Origin of the sequence: Afipia massiliensis, from assembly GCF_014203115.1 — a bacterium.
In the GTDB taxonomy this organism is placed as follows: domain Bacteria; phylum Pseudomonadota; class Alphaproteobacteria; order Rhizobiales; family Xanthobacteraceae; genus Afipia; species Afipia massiliensis.
Map to the genome: position 1 here is coordinate 245,020 of NZ_JACHIJ010000005.1, position 19,918 is coordinate 264,937.

General features: G+C 61.4%; 19 protein-coding genes. 8 read left to right on the forward strand and 11 right to left on the reverse strand.

The genetic code is table 11. The features are described from left to right. Positions 1-4 precede the first annotated feature (4 nt). Entirely contained in the window at positions 5-283 is a 279-nt protein-coding gene (locus HNQ36_RS18065) for a hypothetical protein (protein WP_046829816.1), read from the reverse strand. Between the two features lie 624 nt (positions 284-907). After that, positions 908-1,633, reverse strand: coding sequence for a Crp/Fnr family transcriptional regulator (locus HNQ36_RS18070; RefSeq protein ID WP_184087250.1), 726 nt, complete (start codon positions 1,631-1,633; stop codon positions 908-910). A gap of 158 nt (positions 1,634-1,791) precedes the next feature. Here HNQ36_RS18070 and HNQ36_RS18075 point away from each other — a divergent pair, with 158 nt between their 5' ends. After that, positions 1,792-2,358: a PAS domain-containing protein gene (locus tag HNQ36_RS18075; RefSeq protein ID WP_184087252.1), complete on the forward strand. Its 567-nt coding sequence runs from the start codon at positions 1,792-1,794 to the stop codon at positions 2,356-2,358. A gap of 59 nt (positions 2,359-2,417) precedes the next feature. Here HNQ36_RS18075 and HNQ36_RS18080 read toward each other — a convergent pair whose 3' ends face one another. Together HNQ36_RS18080 and HNQ36_RS18085 are read right to left on the reverse strand one after the other, a co-directional pair. Then, on the reverse strand, positions 2,418-3,437 hold the full coding sequence (locus tag HNQ36_RS18080) for a DnaJ C-terminal domain-containing protein (RefSeq protein WP_184087254.1): 1,020 nt from the start codon (positions 3,435-3,437) through the stop codon (positions 2,418-2,420). A gap of 211 nt (positions 3,438-3,648) precedes the next feature. Then, positions 3,649-4,170 (reverse strand): RT0821/Lpp0805 family surface protein, encoded by a 522-nt coding sequence (locus HNQ36_RS18085; RefSeq protein ID WP_046829022.1) that lies wholly within the window; start codon positions 4,168-4,170, stop codon positions 3,649-3,651. Between the two features lie 15 nt (positions 4,171-4,185). On the opposite strand from HNQ36_RS18085, the gene pdxH reads away from it, so the two are divergent. Together pdxH and HNQ36_RS18095 are read left to right on the forward strand one after the other, a co-directional pair. Next, positions 4,186-4,827: a pyridoxamine 5'-phosphate oxidase gene (pdxH, locus tag HNQ36_RS18090; protein WP_184087256.1), complete on the forward strand. Its 642-nt coding sequence runs from the start codon at positions 4,186-4,188 to the stop codon at positions 4,825-4,827. Positions 4,828-4,869: 42 nt separating this feature from the next. Further along, a complete protein-coding gene (locus tag HNQ36_RS18095) occupies positions 4,870-5,634 on the forward strand; it encodes an SDR family NAD(P)-dependent oxidoreductase (RefSeq protein WP_184087258.1) in 765 nt (254 codons plus the stop codon). A gap of 59 nt (positions 5,635-5,693) precedes the next feature. Here HNQ36_RS18095 and HNQ36_RS18100 read toward each other — a convergent pair whose 3' ends face one another. Further along, entirely contained in the window at positions 5,694-6,119 is a 426-nt protein-coding gene (locus HNQ36_RS18100; protein ID WP_184087260.1) for an organic hydroperoxide resistance protein, read from the reverse strand. A gap of 215 nt (positions 6,120-6,334) precedes the next feature. Here HNQ36_RS18100 and HNQ36_RS18105 point away from each other — a divergent pair, with 215 nt between their 5' ends. Further along, positions 6,335-6,793, forward strand: coding sequence for a MarR family winged helix-turn-helix transcriptional regulator (locus HNQ36_RS18105; protein WP_184087262.1), 459 nt, complete (start codon positions 6,335-6,337; stop codon positions 6,791-6,793). Position 6,794: 1 nt separating this feature from the next. On the opposite strand, the gene ku is transcribed toward HNQ36_RS18105, so the two are convergent. Continuing rightward, a complete protein-coding gene (gene ku / locus HNQ36_RS18110; protein ID WP_184087264.1) occupies positions 6,795-7,670 on the reverse strand; it encodes a non-homologous end joining protein Ku in 876 nt (291 codons plus the stop codon). 134 nt (positions 7,671-7,804) lie between these two features. Here ku and ligD point away from each other — a divergent pair, with 134 nt between their 5' ends. Then, the gene (gene ligD, locus HNQ36_RS18115; protein WP_184087267.1) at positions 7,805-10,477 is read left to right on the forward strand and encodes a DNA ligase D; all 2,673 of its coding nucleotides are present in this window, start codon (positions 7,805-7,807) and stop codon (positions 10,475-10,477) included. 52 nt (positions 10,478-10,529) lie between these two features. Here ligD and HNQ36_RS18120 read toward each other — a convergent pair whose 3' ends face one another. Then, on the reverse strand, positions 10,530-11,504 hold the full coding sequence (locus HNQ36_RS18120) for a magnesium transporter CorA family protein (RefSeq protein ID WP_046829016.1): 975 nt from the start codon (positions 11,502-11,504) through the stop codon (positions 10,530-10,532). Positions 11,505-12,088: 584 nt separating this feature from the next. Here HNQ36_RS18120 and HNQ36_RS18125 point away from each other — a divergent pair. Further along, positions 12,089-12,781 (forward strand): L,D-transpeptidase, encoded by a 693-nt coding sequence (locus HNQ36_RS18125; RefSeq protein ID WP_046829015.1) that lies wholly within the window; start codon positions 12,089-12,091, stop codon positions 12,779-12,781. A gap of 52 nt (positions 12,782-12,833) precedes the next feature. Here HNQ36_RS18125 and HNQ36_RS18130 read toward each other — a convergent pair whose 3' ends face one another. Continuing rightward, entirely contained in the window at positions 12,834-13,832 is a 999-nt protein-coding gene (locus HNQ36_RS18130) for an extensin family protein (RefSeq protein WP_184087269.1), read from the reverse strand. Between the two features lie 63 nt (positions 13,833-13,895). Here HNQ36_RS18130 and HNQ36_RS18135 point away from each other — a divergent pair, with 63 nt between their 5' ends. Both HNQ36_RS18135 and HNQ36_RS18140 read left to right on the forward strand, forming a co-directional pair. Next, entirely contained in the window at positions 13,896-15,524 is a 1,629-nt protein-coding gene (locus HNQ36_RS18135; RefSeq protein ID WP_184087272.1) for a fatty-acid--CoA ligase, read from the forward strand. A 146-nt stretch (positions 15,525-15,670) separates the two neighbouring features. Continuing rightward, a complete protein-coding gene (locus HNQ36_RS18140; RefSeq protein ID WP_184087274.1) occupies positions 15,671-16,519 on the forward strand; it encodes a DUF1499 domain-containing protein in 849 nt (282 codons plus the stop codon). Here the strand turns inward: HNQ36_RS18140 and HNQ36_RS18145 are convergent. The 3 genes from HNQ36_RS18145 to ribB form a co-directional block, all read right to left on the reverse strand. Continuing rightward, positions 16,492-17,421: an MBL fold metallo-hydrolase gene (locus HNQ36_RS18145; protein WP_184087276.1), complete on the reverse strand. Its 930-nt coding sequence runs from the start codon at positions 17,419-17,421 to the stop codon at positions 16,492-16,494. The two genes, HNQ36_RS18140 and HNQ36_RS18145, sit on opposite strands and share 28 nt — an antisense overlap. 27 nt (positions 17,422-17,448) lie before the next feature. Next, positions 17,449-18,663, reverse strand: coding sequence for an acyl-CoA dehydrogenase (locus HNQ36_RS18150; protein WP_184087278.1), 1,215 nt, complete (start codon positions 18,661-18,663; stop codon positions 17,449-17,451). Between the two features lie 98 nt (positions 18,664-18,761). After that, positions 18,762-19,838: a 3,4-dihydroxy-2-butanone-4-phosphate synthase gene (gene ribB, locus HNQ36_RS18155; RefSeq protein ID WP_046829009.1), complete on the reverse strand. Its 1,077-nt coding sequence runs from the start codon at positions 19,836-19,838 to the stop codon at positions 18,762-18,764. Between the last annotated feature and the right edge of the window lie 80 nt (positions 19,839-19,918).

Here is a 19,918-nt window from a genome sequence, read left to right on the forward strand (position 1 = left end):
GGCTTTACTCGCCGACAGCTTCCGGCTCGGGTGCCTTGACGACCGCCAGCTTCTTCGGTGCGGCCTTTTTCTTTTTCGGCTCCACCGGTGGCGGGTTGGCGGCGTCGTGCGCCTCCTTCGCCAGTCGCAGCGCCTTCAGGCGCTCCATATTCCTGCGGACGTCGACATACTCCTTGTCGACCTGGGCGAGAGCCTGTGCGCCCTCGATCTTGGCCAGACGCTGCTTTTCGAGGCGGGCCAATTGTTCGGGCGTTTGCGGCTTGGTCTGCGATTTGCTGGTCATGATCAACATATGGGTATTCCGACCCCGGATTGCCACCGCTTGTAAAATATCGTTCCACGACGGAACTTTTCCGCATCCCTCCGATGGATTTGACAAACCGGCAGTATGTGATTATATTCCTATTGTCCTGTTCGTGAGGGGCGCTTTCTAGAGGCGTCTTAAAGGCGGAGCAGGATGCGGCGCCTGCACGCGTGTCTCGCACACACGTCGTCCGGGAGGCTGGGGTCACCGTCCGGGCCAACTACGTGGCTCTGCCGTTCGCGGCTGGACGAGGCGGGGATGAAGGCGGCGAAAGCCGGCCGGATCGGGACGTGAAAGCGTCCGTCCTCACCCGGAAGTACGGTCCCCTCGCCCAAAATCGCCGCAATGGAGCGCCGCAAGGCGATGCGCTTCCGGAAGTAACATCGCCTCGCCCGCGATGCCGGAAGCGAAACGATACCAAGGTGCGCCTCGCGGCGCTCCATGCCCCTCATCTTGACGGGGCAACACGAAAGCTCACCTCGCGCGCGTGCGCGAGAACGATGATGCACGTCTTTCGTTGGCGTGAACGGGGCAAGCCCCACACGCGCATGCTGTTTGAAAATTGAATCGGAAAGTCGGGAAACAAAATACGATCCGTCGACATCAATGTTCGTCAGGATGCTCCGCAATTCTCTTGAGAGCGGGGACATCGTTGATGACGAATCTCGAATAGCCAGTTTCTATGATTCCATCTTTTTCCATGGCCCTGAGTTCGCGGCTCGCGCTCTGTCGAGCAACGCCCAGCATCTCCGCGAATCTTTCCTGCGACAGTCGGAGGTTGATCACATGACCATCGTGACCGGTCATTCCATGATACTCCACGAGCAACAGAAGCAAGCGCGCGCAACGCGCATGCAGCGGCAGCAGCGTGTTGTCTGCAACGTAATGGTATAATGCACGCGTCCTCATGGACAACAGCCGCATGACGGACTTCGAAAGAGCAGGGTTTGCTTCTACAGCCGCTTGAAACAGACCCTTGGGAATCGTCAGCAACAATGAGGACTCGTGAGTACTAGCATCGTGAATGCACGGCTGGCCGTCCACGATAGGGACAAGGTTGAAAATTTCGCCCGCGCTCAGATAAGTCAGAATATGGCGCTTTCCGCTGGGGGCGACGGAGCTGACTTCGACAGTCCCGGTTAACACCACCGACAATGCCGCGACTTTCGCGCCTCGACGGCAAATCGCCTGGTCGCGCCGAAATCTTTGGATCATTCCCTTGCTTACGAAGCTGTCCAGCGTCTCGGCGCGGCAATGTGCGAACCATGGGACGTGCGCCAGCACGCTCCTTGCGATCTCGATCCGGGTTTCCTTCGATGAGCCGGACATCGTGAGCCTTCAGCCGACCGACAGCGTATCGTGCCGCACCAAGCCTTGATTAGCAATGTGTGCCCGGGCGCAACGTTCGTGCCGGATTGTCGCGTTTTGGACAGATCGCGATCCTTCAAGCCGCTACAGCCGTCTAGTCATCAGCTGGTGCTGCCATCTTGAAAACGACACCTTACTTCGATCTCAAAAATCAGATTGCCGACGCAATCAATACCGCAGACTCGCTGCGGCTCGAATTTATCAAATATATCCTTATGATGGCCGAGTTGGAGACGCGGCATGTCCTGGAGAAACTTGCTCCCCAACAGGACGAAGCCGTGCGGGAGTTGCCTCCATCGGAGCACAGGTTCATTCCCTCTTTAGCACATGACCCCGCGGCGAACGCCGTCGGCGGCTGGCAATGGGATGCGAAGCACGATCTTCTCTCCATCGATCCTGCCGTCGCCTTGCTGGTTCATGTCCCGACAGTCATTCACGACGCGACCGCTTCGCTGGCGAAGCTCATTTCCATCGTCCATGCGCAGGATCGTCAGCGCCTGAACGGAGCCGTGCGAAGAGCCGTGATGGAGGGCGAGGTTCTCTGCGTGGCATTCCGCATCATCCAACCGTCGGGAAAGCTCCGCTGGATACTTGCCATCGGCCGCGCAGCGTTCGATGACAAAATAGACCTCTTGATCTTATCCGGAACGATCATCAACCTGACCGAGGAAGGTCGACCAGAATAGAACATCGACCTGTTTGATCGGGTCCCGCGAGCGGCGGAGGCCAGTTATCGGCTTCGTTCTCACTCGAAATCGCTGCGCGGATTGGTCGGATGCTCGGTGCGCCATTTTTCCATCAGCGCTTCAAGCTCCGCGTCGTTGGCGTCCGGCAAGACGATGCGCGTGGTCGCGAACAGATCGCCCGCGCCGTCGGCTCCCGTCGCACCCTTGATCGGCATGCCCTTGCCCTTGAGGCGGAAGGTGCGGCCGGACGAGGTGTTCTTCGGAATCGACAGTTGCACCGCGCCGTCGAGGGTCGGCACCCGCACCTTCGCGCCGAGCACGGCTTCATACAGCGTGATCGGCAGTTCGAGCCGCAGGTCGTTGCCGTCGACCTTGAAATACGGATGCGGCGCGATGTTCACCGTGATCAGCACGTCGCCGGGACGGTGGCCAGGCGCGGTCTCGCCCTGCCCTTTGAGACGGATCTGCTGGCCGGCGGTGACGCCCGCCGGAATCTTGACGTTCAATTCCTTGCCGGTCGGCAGCCGCACGCGCCGCGTTGCGCCCTGCACCGCTTCCTCGAGCGCCACGCTCATGGTGACGTTGAGATCGAGATCGGCCGCGAACGGCGCGTCATACTCGAACGTGCCTGCGCCGCCGCGCGGACCGCCGGGACCGCCAGCACCCATTCCAGCGCCGGCCTGACCGCCGAACATGCTCTTGAGAATATCCTCGAACGCGCCGCCGCTGGCATAGCCGCCCGCGCCCGGTCCGCCGGGATTGCCTCCGGTACGAAACGAATATTCGAAGCCGCCCGGCCCCGCGCGGCGTCCGCCGCCGCCTCCGGGGAAGCCGCTTTCAAAACTCTGAAACTTCGGTTTGCCCTCGGCGTCGATCTCGCCGCGATCGAACTGCTTGCGCTTGTCCTCGTCGCCGAGGATTTCATTCGCAGTGTTCAATTCGGCAAAGCGGTCGGCCGCTTTCGGGTCGCCCTTGTTGGCATCGGGGTGGTGCTTTTTGGCGAGCTTGCGAAAGGCGCTCTTGATCGCCGCAGAGCTGGCACCCCGCTGCACCCCCAGGACCTCATAGGGGTCGCGCATCCGTCAGGTCTCCTTAGTGTTAGTGGAATTCAGGTGAGAGCCGAGTGTGGCCCCTTTGCCCTGATGTGGGGTTTTCGTGACAATCCTGCAACGGGTTTCACCGGTTGCGGTGTGAAAACTGCGGTAGGCGCGGCGGTTCTGGCCGTGCGTTTCGATCTACTGGCTGCGCCTTTAGCTGCGCTTCCAAACCTTCAACTTCGCTTCCAAACCTTCAACTTCGTTTCCAAGGCTTCAAGTTGCGAATTTCCCAAGACCCTTTGGGCTGCTGACAGGCTTCGCCCTGCAGCCAGCCTTCATTGGTGCCGCGCACGTAGCTCGCCAGGAAATCCCGGCAGGTCCGGCCCTCGGAAGTATAGGTCGAGGCCAGCGGCGTGACCGAGCCGCGCGCGCCGGTTTCGGGATTTTCCCAAGGCTGACTGACATCCTTCTGGCCCCGGGTCAGCACGTCGGAGGCGGCGTTGCGGGCCAAAGCGAGATCGGCGTCGGTGAGATTGGTGTCGTCGTGAGACCGCAGGATCGGGCCGATGGAGCCGGTGACGTCCGAGGCGTCATCCTTCTTGGGCTCCTTGCTGAACATGGTGCCCATGCTGCAGCCGCTGGCCGAACAACCCACAGCTACCAGCGATGCCGCCGCGATCAACCGCCCGATCGGCGATAGGCCACGGCCCTCACGTACCCTATATAGGGAACGCTCGAGAACAGGCTTGGCACGAAGGGGCGCCAGGATACGCAATCGGATACTCCAGACATGACCGGTCCAAACACCATCAAAACCCCAGCCGAGTTAATTTCCGGTGATTTCACCGCCGCCGACGAGCCTTTTGGGCTTTTTGCGGTGTGGTTTGCCGAGGCGGTGAAGTCCGAGCCGAACGATCCCAACGCCATGGCGCTGGCCACCGTGGACCCGGACGGGCTGCCTGACGTCCGCATGGTGCTGCTGAAGGGGTTCGATACCGCCGGTTTCGTGTTTTACAGCCATATCGACAGTGCCAAGGGCCGGGAGTTGGCCGCCACCCCCAAGGCCGGGCTGCTGTTCCACTGGAAATCGCTGCGCCGGCAGGTCCGGATCCGCGGCACCGTCACCCGGGTCACCGATGCCGAAGCCGATGCCTATTTCGCCACAAGGCCGAAGCAGGCGCAGATCGGCGCATGGGCCAGCAAGCAGTCGCAGCCGCTGGAAAGCCGCATGGCGTTCGAAAAGGCCATCGCGCTCAATGCCGCGAAATATGCCCTCGGCGAAGTCCCCCGCCCCCCCGGCTGGAGCGGCTGGCGTATCGCGCCGCAAGCCTTCGAGTTCTGGCACGATCGCCCCTTCCGCCTGCACGACCGCATTACCTTCACGCGCGCTGCTCCCGATGCCGAATGGAGCAAGACGCGGCTCTATCCCTGATCGACATTCCGTAACCGAACGCCGAAGGCGAGATCTCAATCCATGCCGACTTCAACACCTGCCGATTCCAACGCGCCCAAGCGCACCTTGCTGCTGACCGGTGCGAGCCGCGGCATCGGCCACGCCACCGTGATCCGATTTTCCAGCGCAGGCTGGCGCGTCCTCACCTGCTCGCGGCATCCGTTTCCCGAACAATGCCCGTGGGGCGCCGGACCGGAAGACCATATCCAGGTCGACCTCGCCGATCACAACGACACCGCACGCGCTATCGATGAAATTCGCGAGCGGCTCGACGGCGGGGCGCTGCACGCGCTGGTCAACAACGCCGCGATTTCGCCGAAGGGCAAGAACGGCGCGCGCATGGGCTCCATCGACACCGACGTCGATGCCTGGAGCCATGTGTTCCGCGTGAATTTCTTCGCGCCGATCATGATGGCGCGCGGATTGATCGAGGAATTGAAAGCCGCCAAGGGATCGGTGGTCAACGTTACGTCGATCGCCGGCTCGCGCGTGCATCCGTTCGCCGGTGCGGCTTACGCGACGTCGAAAGCAGCGCTTGCATCGCTGACGCGCGAGATGGCCGCCGACTTCGGCCGCGTCGGCGTCCGCGTCAACGCAATTGCTCCAGGCGAAATCGATACATCGATCCTGTCGCCGGGCACCGACAAGATCGTGCATGAGCAGATTCCGATGAACCGCCTCGGCACACCGGATGAAGTCGCGAAGATCATCTACGTGCTGTGCACGGAGACAAGCTCCTACGTGAACGGCGCCGAGATTCACATCAACGGCGGCCAGCACGTGTAAGGACGCGGCGAACGAAAGAGCGGAGCGGAGGCCCCGCCCTCTCGTTCGTGACACGACAATCAGACGACGGTGATCTTGACGTCGAGGTTGTTGCGCGTCGCGTTGGAATACGGGCAGACCTGATGCGCGGTGGCGACCAGCTTCTCCGCGTCGGCACGATCGAGTCCGGGCAGCGCCACGGCCAGCGCGACATCGAGACCGAAGCCGCCCTCCGAGCGCGGGCCGATACCCACGTCAGCCGTGACAGTCGCATCCGCCGGCACCTTCACGCCGATCGTTCCCGAGACCGCCTTCATGGCGCCGATGAAGCAAGCCGAATAGCCGGCTGCGAAAAGCTGCTCGGGATTGTTGCCTGCCCCACCGCCACCGCCGAGTTCCTTCGGGGTCGAAAGGCTGACCTGAAACGTGCCGTCCGTGGTGGAGGCTTTGCCGTCGCGGCCGCCGGTTGCGGTGGCCTGGGTGCGGTAGAGAACTTTCGTGGGCATGCGCTTTCTCCTTGGTGGGCCTCTTTAAGAGGGCTGAAAATCTACCAGCCTTCGGCCGGTCTTGGCCGGGAAGGAATGGGTTATTTATATCGCGCACGATATAATCGTGCAATATATAATTTAGTTGGCAGCCATGCAAAATGCGTTGCGCGATTCAATCGCGCGCGCCTTAAATAGGAGATGATCCAAACCAGGATCGAACCTTGAGGACAGCCATGGCCGCCCGACCGACTGCGGACGATCTGCTGAAGATCGATAATTTCGTCTGCTTCGCCCTGTATTCGGCGGGGCACGCCTTCACGCGGCTTTACAAGCCCCTGCTCGACCCGCTGGGGCTGACCTATCCGCAATACTTGGTCATGGCCGTGCTCTGGGAGAAAAACGACAGAACTGTCGGCGAGATCGGCGAAAAGCTGTTGCTGGAATCGAGCACGCTTACACCGCTGCTCAAGCGGCTGGAAACGGCGGGCATGGTACGCCGGACGCGCGATCGCGACGACGAACGGGTTGTGCGAATCCAATTGACGCCCAAGGGCGCTGATCTGAAGCAGAAGGCAGTCGAGATTCCGCAAGCGATCGGCTGCTCGACCAACATCACCATTCCCGAGGTGATGAAGCTGACCGCCGATATCAAGGCGCTGCGCGAAAAGCTGCTCGCCGCGCAGGCAGCGTAAGTTAACCCGCCTTGCGCTGCCGCGCTGTCGAACGCCCTGCCTTCTTCGCGGCGGGAGCTGGCGCTGCACGGGACGCACGCGCCGGCCGCTGCGCAGGCGCCTTGCCCTTTAGACTCTGCTTTAGCGCATCCATCAGGCTGATGACGTTGTCGGCCTTCGCCGGGCGCTCAACAGACTTGATGGTCTTGCCCGAGGCCTTCTGCTTCACCAGTGCTTTCAGTGCGTTTTCGTATTCGTCCTCGAATTTGGAGGCGTCGAAGTTCGCCGCCTTGCTATCGAGAATGTGCGCAGCCAGTTCAACCATGTCCTTCGAGATTTTCGGTGTCTTGATGTCGGCGAAGAAATCTTCCTCGCTGCGCACCTCATAGGCGTATCGCAGCGTGGTCGCGATCAAACCTTTGCCGAGCGGTTCGATCGCCACAATGCGTTCGCGGTTTGACAACACGACACGCGCCAGCGCCACGCGATCCTGATCCTTCATCGCATCGCGGATCACCGCGAAGGCATCGATGCCGGCATTACCGTCCGGAACCATATAGTAAGGACTGTCCAGATATCTGCGGTCGATCTCGTCGCGCGGAACGAAATTGTCGATATCGATAGTGTGATTGCTTTCGAGCTGGACCGCTTCCAGTTCTTCTTTTTCGATCTGGACGTACTCGCCCTTGCTGACCTCGTAGCCGCGGCCCTTCTGTTCCTTCTCGACCACTTCACCGGTTTCGGAATCGACCATCTGCTGCTTCAGCCGGTTTCCGGTCTCGGTATTGATCATGTGAAAGCGGGTTCGTTCGACCGTGGTCGAGGCGGGATAGAGCGCCACCGGGCAAGTGACCAGCGACAGCTTCAGCGAACCCTTCCAGTACGCACGCGGCAACATCGGCGACCTCCAACTCAAACGCATACCTGCGACGGAGCCTCAACTGAAGTGGCAGGTTTTGGTTCCTGCAGCCCCGCCTGATGGCGCATGATACAATCGTTCTGCGTTTATTGCACCGTTGGGAATGCCTCGCCGTGACCCAAAAGAAACTTAAGGTTTACCGAACAAAACGTGATTTCACCAAAACGGCTGAGCCAAGCGGTCGCACCCCGGTCGCAGCGGCGAAGGCGCGCCGGTTTGTGATTCAGAAGCATGATGCGACACGGCTGCATTATGATCTGCGGCTGGAGTTCGGCGGCGTCTTCAAGTCCTGGGCTGTGACGCGCGGCCCTTCTCTCGACCCGAAAGACAAACGCCTCGCTGTCGAAGTGGAAGATCACCCGCTCGACTATGGCGATTTCGAAGGCACCATTCCCAAGGGCCAGTACGGCGGTGGTACCGTGCAACTGTGGGATCGCGGCTATTGGCTGTCGGACGATCCCGAGCGCGGCTTCAAGAAAGGCGATCTCAAATTCGCACTCGAAGGCGGCAAGCTCCACGGCGAGTGGGTGCTGGTGCGCATGAAGCATGACCGCAACGGCGGCAAGCGCACCAACTGGCTGCTGATCAAACATCGCGACGAATACGCTCGCGAGGGCAAGGCAAACGATATTCTCGACGACGACACGTCTGTCGCATCCGGTCGCAAGATGAGCGAGATCGCCGCCGGCAAAGGCCGCGGCCCAACGCCGTTCATGACGCGCAAATCAACGCGGGCTCAAGCCGATGCGGTGTGGGATTCGAACAAGGGCGTCGCTGCGGAAGCACGCAAGAAAGAACGCTCCAAGACCATCACCACGAAGAGCAAGCCTGCCGCCAAAACCGCAAAGTCAAAAACCACGGTCAAGCGCATCGCGAAGCTCCCCGACTTCGTTGAACCGCAGTTGTGTGCGTCCGTCGAGAAACCGCCCTCGGGCGGCAACTGGGTGCACGAGATCAAGTTCGACGGCTATCGCGTGCAGATGCGGATCGAAAGCGGTGATGTCACACTGAGAACTCGCAAGGGTCTCGACTGGACCGAGAAATTCTCCGCGATTGCAAAGCAGGCCGCGAAACTTCCTTATGCCGTCATTGATGGTGAAGTGGTCGCGCTCGATCACGAAGGCCGTCCGAGTTTCGCCTCGTTGCAGGCGGCGCTGTCCGACGAGAAGACGGACAACCTGATCTTCTTCGCCTTCGATCTTTTGTTCGCGGGGGGCGAGGATTTGCGACCACTTCCGCTATCGGAACGGAAGAAACGGCTCCAGCTTCTGCTCAACGGCAAACGAAAGCGCGATGAGGGAACCATCCGCTACGTGGAGCATTTCGAGTCCAGTGGCAACGCCATCATGGAATCCGCCCGTGCGTTGGCGCTCGAGGGCATCGTGTCGAAAAAACTTACAGCCCCCTATCGTTCGGGACGTTCGGAGAGCTGGACCAAGGCGAAGGTCCGCGCCGGACATGAGGTCGTGATCGGCGGATGGAAAAGCAACGGCGGCAAATTCCGCTCGCTGATGGTCGGCGTGCCGCTCGATGGCCACCTCGCCTATGTCGGTGTGGTCGGCACAGGTTACGGACAGACGACGGTCAAACGGATCATGCCCGAGTTGAAAGCCAAAGCCGCCGCCAAAAACCCGTTCGGCGGCGAGAACGCGCCGAAAAAAACCGCCGACGTCCATTGGCTGAGACCTGAACTTGTCGCTGAAATCGAGTTTGCCGGCTGGACCGGTGACAACATGGTCCGGCAGGCGGCGTTCAAGGGATTGCGCAAGGACAAGTCGGCAAGCCACGTGACCGCCGACAAGCCCGCCAGGACGCATGTGTCGGCGCTGTCCGCGAAGACGAACGGCAAGACTCCCGCCGCACATGGCGCGGCCTCGCGCGGTGGCGACAACACCGTCATGGGCGTCACGATCTCCAATCCCGACAAGGCGATGTGGCCCGATGGCGGCGACGGTGAGCCCGTCACCAAGCTTGATCTCGCTTATTACATGGAGCAGGTCGGCGTCTGGCTGATCACACATATCAAGGGCCGCCCCTGTTCGATCATCCGCGCGCCGGATGGAATCGGCGGCGAGACGTTCTTCCAACGGCATGCCATGGCCGGCATGTCGAAATTGATCGACCTCGTGAAAGTCTCGGGGGATCGCAAACCGTATGTGCAGATCGATCGCGTGGAGGGCCTTGTCGCCGTCGCGCAGATTGGCGGACTGGAGCTGCATCCCTGGAACTGCGCGCCGGGCGAACCCGATGTGCCGGGGCGGCTGGTGTTCGATCTCGACCCCTCGCCTGACGTCGCGTTTTCCGCGGTGGTCGATGCCGCGCGCGAAATGCGCGAGCGATTGACGGATCTTGGGCTGGAGAGTTTTTGCAAGACCACCGGCGGCAAGGGGCTGCACGTGGTCACGCCGCTGAAGGATGCGAAGAAGGACAAGATCGACTGGAAGACGGCCAAGGCGTTCGCGCAGGCTGTCTGTCAGCAAATGGCGGCGGACAGCCCCGAGCACTACCTGCTCAACATGTCGAAGAAGCAGCGCGAGGGAAAAATCTTCCTCGACTATCTCCGCAACGACCGGATGTCGACGGCGGTGGCGCCGCTGTCTCCGCGCGCGCGCGACGGCGCACCGGTGTCGATGCCGATGACATGGGCGCAGGTGCGCAGCGATCTCGATCCGATGAAATATACGTTGCGCACGGTGCCGGCGCTGCTCGCGAAGACAAAGGCTTGGGCGGATTACAACAGCGCCGCCCGACCGATCAAGACTGCGATCGCAAAGCTTGCGAAGTAGCTAGAGCATGATCCCTATAAGTGGGAGCCGCTTTTTTGGAAAATGCCCAGACCTAGAGCCAACGCTTCCACTTGAAGAACATGTAAGGCAGCACGGCCGCGACCAGCATCATGCCCAGCGCCATCGGATAGCCGAACGCCCATTCCAATTCGGGCATCATCTTGAAATTCATGCCGTAAGCGGAAGCGATCAGTGTCGGCGGCATCAACACCACCGCCATCACCGAAAACAGCTTGATGATGTTATTCTGTTCGAGATTGACGACGCCGAGCATGGCGTCGAGCACGAAGGTGATCTTGTTCGACAGATACGAGGCGTGATCGGTCAGCGACGAGACGTCGCGCTGCAGCGTCTTGAACTGGGCTTTCTGCTCCTTGCTCCAGCGCACGTTGTCGGTTTCGACCGTGACGAAGGAAATCAGCCGCCCGATCGACACAAGGCTTTCCCGCACCTTCGAGGTCAGGTCACCCTTCTTGCCGATCGTCAGCAAAATTTGTGAATAGGTGCGGGCATGCCCGCGCTCCGCGGACGGTTCAAAAATCTGCGATGACACGCTGTCCACGTCCGCGCCGGCACGCTCCAGAATATCGGCGCAGCGATCGATCACGGCGTCGAGCAGTTCGAGCAGCAGTTCGTCACCTGTCATGTTAGGCGAGCATGATCGCGCCAGCTTCGCGGCGACCAGCGCGAACGGCCTCGGTTCGTCATAACGTACAGTCACCAGGCGATGGTCGGTCAAAATAAAGGTGACCGGCGTGGTGCGCGGCGCCTGGGAATCGGCCGCGCACATCAGCGTGGCGGTCATGTAGCGCGCACCGTTCTCGACGTAGAGGCGGCTGGAAATTTCGATTTCCTGCATGTCCTCGCGAGTCGGGATTTCGATGCCGACCAGTTTCTCGACCGCCTTGTCCTCGCCAGGGGATGGCGACTTCATGTCGATCCAGATCGCGTTCGGCGGCAGTGCGTCCGCCTCAACGTTATCAAGCTTCTGCAACGCTGATGCAGTGGGAACGAAGACCGACAACATAGGCGACTCCCAGAATATCTTTCGCGAACAACGTGTCGTCTATCTTCTCTCAAAGCGCAATCTCTCCGATTTTCCGCAAGGGCGGCGGCGAGACATACAGATGTCATGAAGGTCAGCACGTCCGGCACCGTCAGATAGGCCGGCACGCGTGGATAGTTCTCTGCCTTCCGTGGAGGCGACCGGCATTGCATCGTCCAACAAGGTTCGCAGGCGAGAACTAGGAATAAAGTCTACGAGACCGGGTATTGACCGGCTGGCAATCGAGAAAATGAAACTCAGCAGCTCGCCGCTTCGTGAGGCTATGGCGATTCGCGTACGGTTTGAAAATCGCGCTCCAGCGCGGCTGCTGGGAGGCGTCCTGCTGGCCGAAATGCGCGTTCTTGCCACGCATTTGAGCACGCTCTGGCTTATTCGCCCCCGGTCCTGAGGCTCAAATGCCACAGGTGACGTGCTGCATAGCAAAACCGATGCGGAATCGCTGGAAAAACGGCCGGTTTCAGCGCAAATAAGGGGTAACGAAATCGGAAGCATCTTCCGGCTAAATCTAGGTGTGAAGACACGCCAGCGCCCATTGGAACTTCGGAATGTCCTCGTTCGGCTCAAAAATTATCGTTCTCCTCGCAGGTCTTGCGCTCGCCGGCTGCATGCAGGCGACCTCGGCCACTTTCGAGAAATCATCGGATGCCAATCTCAAGCCGCGCGACAAAGAGCTTCTCGCGAAGGCGAAGTACGAGAAGGTTGAGGTTCCGCAGCCGTTCCGGCGCGCGATCGTGAACTATCATCGCAAGGAAACGCCGGGCTCCATCGTCGTGGATTCCGACAATCATTATCTTTACTACGTCCTCGAGGGTGGCAAGGCGATCCGCTACGGCATCACCGTTGGCGAGGAAGCGCTTGCGTTCTCCGGCATCGCCCGCGTCGGCAACATGCAGGAATGGCCGAAGTGGACCCCGACCGCGGACATTCACAAGCGCATCGAAGGCCTGCCGCAGTCCGTGCCCGGCGGTCCTGACAATCCGCTCGGCGCGCGCGCGCTCTACCTCTATCAAGGCAACAAGGACACGCTGTTCCGCATTCACGGCACCAACCAGCCGGAATATATCGGCGCGTCGATCTCCTCGGGCTGCATCCGCATGACCAACGAGGACGTCATCGATCTCTACAGCCGCGCGAAACAAGGCAGCGTGGTGGTTGTGCTTGAACCCAAGCAGGGCGACTCCCCGTTCAATTCGAAGATGGCGTTGCAGGGCGCAAGCGGCGGCACGGGTCCGTTCTGAACGCTTCGCTTTCCTTCATCTGATCAAAAGCGCCGGCCGGTCCGGCGCTTTTTCATTTCGGGCTGGTCTGACGCGAGAGCGCACGGCGCGGCTTGGCGGACGGTGCAGGCTTGTCGCCCGCGCCGCCTGAAGCCGCCTGTGGCATATTCTCGGAAGATTGCTCGGACATTGCACCCTCCTGCTCGCTGGCGCGCGGCGGAGCCTCCTGCGGCCTCTCCGCCGGCATTAAGGGAGCAACAGCCGGCAGCGGATCGTACACGCCCCACTGGCAGAGCTTGTAGCCGTTGCGCCGCTGGGCGAGATCGAGATGGATATGGTCCTCGTGGTACCAGTCCGAGCCTGGCCCAAGCACGGTGGTAAATCGGGTACAGACCGACGCCAACACCTTCTCACGGATGTCCCGCGACACGGTGCGGTCGGTCAGCGACAGCGCATTGCCATTGGCGAACTTCAGACCGCGCAAGTCGAGCGCGTTAGCAAGCCCGTGTTCGGAAAGTTTGGCATTCTTGACCCGATTGCGGCCACGGCATTCGAATGAATCGAAGTTATCGAGCTCGCTGATCGTGGTGCCCAGCGTCGCTGCCAGTGGCGCCATGTCGGCGCGGACCCAGTCGGCGACCGCGGCAGCCATCGTACAGCGCAGGATCGCGGCAGGCTTCACCGCCACCCGCTGGGTCGGCGACAGCACGATCGCCTCCAGCCGGACGAGATCCTCGCCGCCGCATCCGCCCGGGCCCTTAATGGCCGGGATCGAGGGCGCGATGGCGATGCTTTCGGTCAGCGCCAGCCTGCATGCCGAAAGTTCAGGCGGTTTGGCCTCTTCGGGCTGCTGCGTGGGCTCTGCCTGATCAGTTGCACGCCCCTGTACGCCTTCGGCTGCCGGCGCTTCGGCAGGGCGCGGCCGCGGCAGCGGCACATTTGCGCTTGCCTCCATCAAAACGGCGAAGGTAAGGACCAGCGCAACCGCCATGGTGACGGGCAGCGGTGGCCGGCGGGTGGCATGCCAGCCAGAAGGCCATTTGCGGCCCGCGTTGTCCGCGCTAAAGTTCATTCAGGTCCCTTCGGGGAGCGCCCAATCACCAAACAAAAGACTGCCTTCAGGAGGAGATACCGGATGCTTGGATTGATGCAAAATTGGCCCTTGTTGTGTCATCGGATTATCGATCACGCAGCGGCCATTCACGGCAAGCAGGAAGTCGTGACGCGATCGGTCGAAGGACCCATCCACCGCACCAACTATGCCGAAATCCGCGCGCGCGCGCTGAAGGTCGGCCAGCAGCTCGACAAGCATGGCATCAAGATCGGCGATCGCGTCGCCACCATCGCGTGGAATACCTGGCGTCATCTCGAAGCATGGTACGGCATCATGGGCATCGGCGCCATTTGCCATACCGTGAACCCGCGGCTGTTCCCGGACCAGATCGTCTGGATCGTCAATCATGCGCAAGACCGCATCATGATGACGGACCTCACCTTCGTTCCGCTGCTGGAAAAGATCGCCGACAAGATGCCGTCCGTCGAACGCTTCATCGTGTTCACCGACAAGGCTCACATGCCGCAGACCACGCTGAAGAACGCGATCTCCTATGAGGAATGGATCGCGGAAGTCGACGGCAACTTCCAGTGGAAGGAGTTCGACGAGAACACCGCCGCTGCAATGTGCTACACGTCAGGCACCACTGGTGATCCGAAGGGCGTGCTCTATTCGCACCGCTCGAACGTTCTCCACGCGCTGATGGCCAACAACACCGACGCGCTCGGCACCCGTGCGAGCGACACCATGTTGCCGGTGGTGCCGCTGTTCCACGCCAACAGCTGGGGCATCGCGTTCTCGGCGCCGACCATGGGCACCAAGCTCGTGATGCCGGGCGCCAAGCTCGACGGCGCATCGGTCTACGAACTGCTTTCCACAGAGAGGGTGACCTATACCGCCGGCGTGCCGACGGTTTGGCTGATGCTGCTGCAGTACATGGCCGCGGAAAAGAAGACGCTGCCCGACCTCAAGGTCCTGATCTGCGGCGGTTCGGCAATGCCACGTTCGATGATCAAGGCCTTTGTCGATCAGGGCGTCGAGGTTCGCCATGCCTGGGGTATGACGGAGATGAGCCCGATCGGCACCGTCGGCGCGCTCAAGCCACCCTTCGAAAATCTGACCGGCGACCCGCGTCTCGATATCCTGCAGACGCAGGGTTATCCGCCGTTCGGCGTGCAGATGAAGATCACCGACGACAACGGCAAGGATCTGCCGTGGGACGGCAAGACCTTTGGCCGCCTCAAGGTGAGCGGACCGTCGATCTCGAAAGCCTATTACCGCGTCGAGACCAACATCCTCGACGACAAGGGCTTCTTCGATACCGGCGACGTCGCAACCATCGACGCCGACGCCTACATGCGGATCACCGACCGCTCAAAGGACGTGATCAAGTCGGGCGGCGAATGGATTTCGTCGATCGACCTCGAGAACCTCGCGGTCGGCCATCCGAAGGTGCTGGAAGCTGCGGTCATCGGCGTCCATCATCCGAAGTGGGACGAGCGGCCGCTGCTCATCGTGCAGCTCAAGCCCGAGCAGAAGGCGAGCCGTGACGAGATCCTGCAGTACATGGACGGCAAGATCGCAAAGTGGTGGATGCCGGATGACGTCCAGTTCGTGGACGCCATTCCGCACACCGCCACAGGCAAGATCCTGAAGACCGCTCTCCGGGATCAATTCAAGAACTACCAGTTCCCGACCGCAGCCGCCTGAGGTTGTTGATCCGGTTTGACGTGATGCCCGGCCTCGTGCCGGGCATTTTCGTGCCTGATTTCCAAACCTGCTTCCCACCGGCCCTGGAAATGCGCTAGGTCACCGGCGCGCCCCTTTCAGATCGGCGCAGGGAATGGATTCGAGGCATGGCCCGCCGAATTGCCGCCGCATACCAGATGGAGCCGATCTCCGCTCTCGCGTCGTGGTCGCGGCGCCTTGCGGTGTTTTCGCTGGTCGCATCGATCGTGGCGGTCGTCATCGTCCGGTTCGGATTTCTCGACTTCAAACCGGCGCTGACGACGTTCTTCGGCGCGCTCGCTTGTGCCGGTCTCTCAATCCTGGTCGGCCTCGCGGCGTTTGCGGCTATCTGGCAGAACGGCTCGCGCGGCATGAGCCGCATCCTGCTGGCTTTCCTGATCGACGCTGCGATCCTCGCCTACCCGGCCTACCTCGCCTTTCAGTTCCGCACGCTGCCGGCGATTCACGACATCACCACCGACCCGATTGATCCTCCACGCTTCGAGGCGCTGGCGCGGCTGCGCGCCGGCGACGGCGCAAACCCGGCCGTCTACGCGGGTCTCTATTCCGCCGAACAGCAGCGTATCGCCTACCCCGACGTCGAACCGATCAATATCGACGTGCCCGTGCTGAAAGCCTACGAGATGGCGCTCCGTCAGGTGAACCGGCACAAGTGGCTGGTGATCGACGAACGCCCGCCACAGCCGCCCCAACGGGTCGGCCGCATCGAGGCGGTGGCGCGAACACCGATCATGGGTTTCCGCGAAGACGTCGCGATCCGCATCATGCCCGACGGCGACGGCGCGCGTGTCGACCTTCGCTCATCCTCTCGCTATTTCGAGCATGACCTCGGCTCCAACGCCGCACGCATCATCAAGTTCGCGGAAGAACTGAATGACGCCGTGGATACCGCGCAGCCGGTGAAGAAGCTCATCACGCCAGCCAAGCCTCAGGCCAAGGGCGCGACCAAGCGATAGATACCCTCAATGGTCGGGTCGCCATCGGTCGCCACCACGTCGCGCGCAACCAGATCTTCAAGATGCGCCAGCACGGAATAACCGGCAGCGCCCATCAGCCGGGGATCGATACCGATATAGCTCGCACGCACGATGGTCGGGATATCGGCCTCGCCCTTCGCCAGCCGGTGCAGGATCGACGCCTCGCGCGCCTTGCGGTGGCGAATGAGAAACTTGACGAAACGCACGGCATCCGGAATTTCCGGGCCGTGGCCGGAGAAATAGAGTTGCTCGTCGCGAAGCGCCAGCCTCTCGAGCGAGGCCATGTAATCGACCATCGATCCATCGGGCGGCGCAACGATCGACGTCGACCAGCCCATCACGTGATCGCCGACGAACATCAGCTTCCGTTCGGGCCAGGCAAAGGCGATGTGGTTGGCGGTGTGTCCTGGCGTTGCGATAACTTCCAGCCGCCAGCCATCCCCCTCCACGACATCGCCATCCTTGAGGATGCGATCCGGACGGAAATTCCAGTCGCCACCGGACTCGGTGGCGCGGGTTTCACTGACATAGGCCGGGCGCGAAGCGCGATGCTGCCCTTCGGCGTACACTGTTGCACCGGTCGCGGCCTTGATGCGGGCGACGCCGGGTGAGTGATCGTTGTGGGTGTGCGTCACGAGGATATGCGTAACGGTCTCGCCGCGCACCGCGTCGAGCAACGCCTGCGTATGAGCCTCATCGACCGGACCGGGATCGATAATCGCGACATTCCCCTTGCCGACGATATAGCTCACCGTTCCGGTAAACGTGAACGGGCTGGGGTTGTTGCACAACACGCGCCGTACGCCGGGGACCACTTCGTCCACGACACCGGGCGCGAGCGGAAAATCCCGGTTGAACGGAATATCGTCGTTATCGCTCAAGCTTGCACCTCACGCGATCAGGCGTTCTTAAGAAAACGCCTGAATGCCGGTGATGGCGCGGCCGAGAATGAGGGCGTGGACGTCGTGGGTGCCCTCATAGGTGTTCACGGTCTCCAGGTTCTGCGCGTGACGCATCACGTGGTATTCGCTGGAGATGCCGTTGCCGCCGTGCATGTCGCGGGCCATGCGCGCGATGTCCAGCGCCTTGCCGCAGTTGTTGCGCTTCATGATCGAAATCATTTCGGGGGCCATCCTGCCGTCGTCCATCAGGCGGCCGAGCCGCAGCGAACCCTGCAGGCCGAGTGCGATCTCTGTTTCCATGTCGGCGAGCTTCTTCTGCACGAGCTGGGTCGCGGCCAGCGGACGGTTGAACTGCTTGCGGTCGAGCGTGTACTGCCGCGCGCGGGCGAAGCAGTCTTCCGCCGCACCCATCGCGCCCCATGAAATGCCGTAGCGGGCGCGGTTGAGGCAGCCGAAAGGCCCCGCGAGACCCGAGACGTTCGGCAGCAGCGCGCTTTCCGGAACCACGACGCCGTCCATCACGATTTCGCCGGTGATCGAGGCGCGCAACGAGAGCTTGCCGCCAATTTTGGGCGCGGACAGGCCCTTCATGCCCTTCTCGAGAATGAAGCCGCGGACCTTGTTGTCGTGCGCGGCGGACTTCGCCCACACCACGAACACGTCAGCGATCGGCGCGTTGGAAATCCACATCTTCGAGCCGGTCAGGCGATAGCCGTCGGCGACCTTCTCGGCGCGGGTCTTCATGCCGTCGGGATCCGAGCCGGCATCGGGCTCGGTCAGGCCGAAGCAGCCGACCCACTCGCCGGTGGCGAGCTTGGGCAGATACTTCTTGCGCTGGCTCTCGTCGCCGTAGGCATAGATCGGATACATCACCAGCGACGACTGCACGCTGTTCATCGAACGGTAGCCGGAATCGACCCGCTCGATCTCGCGCGCCACCAGGCCATAGGCGACATAGCTTGCGTTGGCGCAGCCGTATTCTTCCGGCAGCGTCACGCCGATCAGGCCGAGCTCGCCCATCTCGTTGAAGATTTCGCGATCGGTCTTCTCTTCGAGATAGGCCTGCGTCACCCGCGGCAGCAGCTTGTCCTGAGCGTAGGCGCGCGCCGTGTCGCGGATCATCCGCTCGTCCTCGGTCAACTGATCGTCGAGCAGGAACGGATCGTCCCACTGGAATGTCGCCTTGGCTGGCTTGTCCTTGGTCTGCGGACGGGCACTCATGATAGTATCCTTTCAGCTTACATCTGCTGTTGAGAAATCACGATAAATCGTCGGCGTCAGGTTGCAAGCGCAAAACCAGTTCCGCGCGCGCGTGACGATCAGCCTTCAAACGGCTCGTTGGCGACGATTTCGATGCCAAATCCCGAGAGGCCTTTGTAATCGTGCGTCGATGACGTGAGATGCCGGATCGATGTCACGCCGAGATCGCGCAGAATTTGCGCGCCGACGCCGACTTCGCGCCATTGCCGATGGCGATCCGCTTCCGCCGAGTGATCTTCGGGAATCGGCGCTACCGGCACGCCGGCGGCGCCGTCGCGCAGATAGACCAGCACACCGCTGCCGTTTTTCTTGAAATGTTCGAGCGCGGCGAGAACGCGGCCCGACCCAAAGAAGATATCCTTGACGATGTTCGGCTTGTGGAAACGCGCCAGCACGTTCTGGCCATTGCCGACGCCCTTGTAGACGAACGCGACGTGATAGATCGGATCGAACGGCGAGCGATAGGCATAGCCGTCGAGTTGACCGATCGGGCTGTCGACGGTGAAGGTCGAGACCCGCTCGATCAGCTTCTCTCGCGCCTGACGGTACGAGATCATGTCAGCGATGGTGACATGCTTGAGGTTGTGCTGGGCCGCGAACTTCACGACCTGCTCGCCCTTCATCACCGTACCGTCGTCGTTCATCAGTTCGCTGATGACGCCGACCGGCGGCAAGTCGCACAGCTTGCAGAGGTCGACCGCGGCTTCGGTATGACCCGCGCGCAGCAGCACGCCGCCATCGCGCGCGATCAGCGGAAAGATATGACCGGGGCGCGCGAAGTCGCTGGCGCCTGCATTGGGATTGGCCAGCGCGCGGCAACAGACGGTGCGCTCCTCGGCCGAAATGCCGGTGGTCATGCCGGGCTTGTAGTCGATCGACACTGTGAAGGCAGTGGTGTGGTTGGAGTCGTTATGGGCGACCATCGGATCGAGCCGCAGGCGGCGAGCGTTATCCGCGGTGATCGGGGCGCAAACGATGCCTGAGGTGTGGCGGATGATGAAGGCCATCTTCTCCGCAGTACAAAGCGTGGCGGCGACGATCAGATCGCCCTCACCTTCGCGGTCGTCATCGTCGGTGACCACGACGATTTCGCCCGCTGCGAACGCCTTCAGAACTTCGGGGATTGGATGGGCCATAACGTGCTCGCTCTCAAAAGGGTGCTGATCGTATGGCGCAGGGCGCGGGCGCGCGCAACTGTCCCGTCCACATGGCCGTC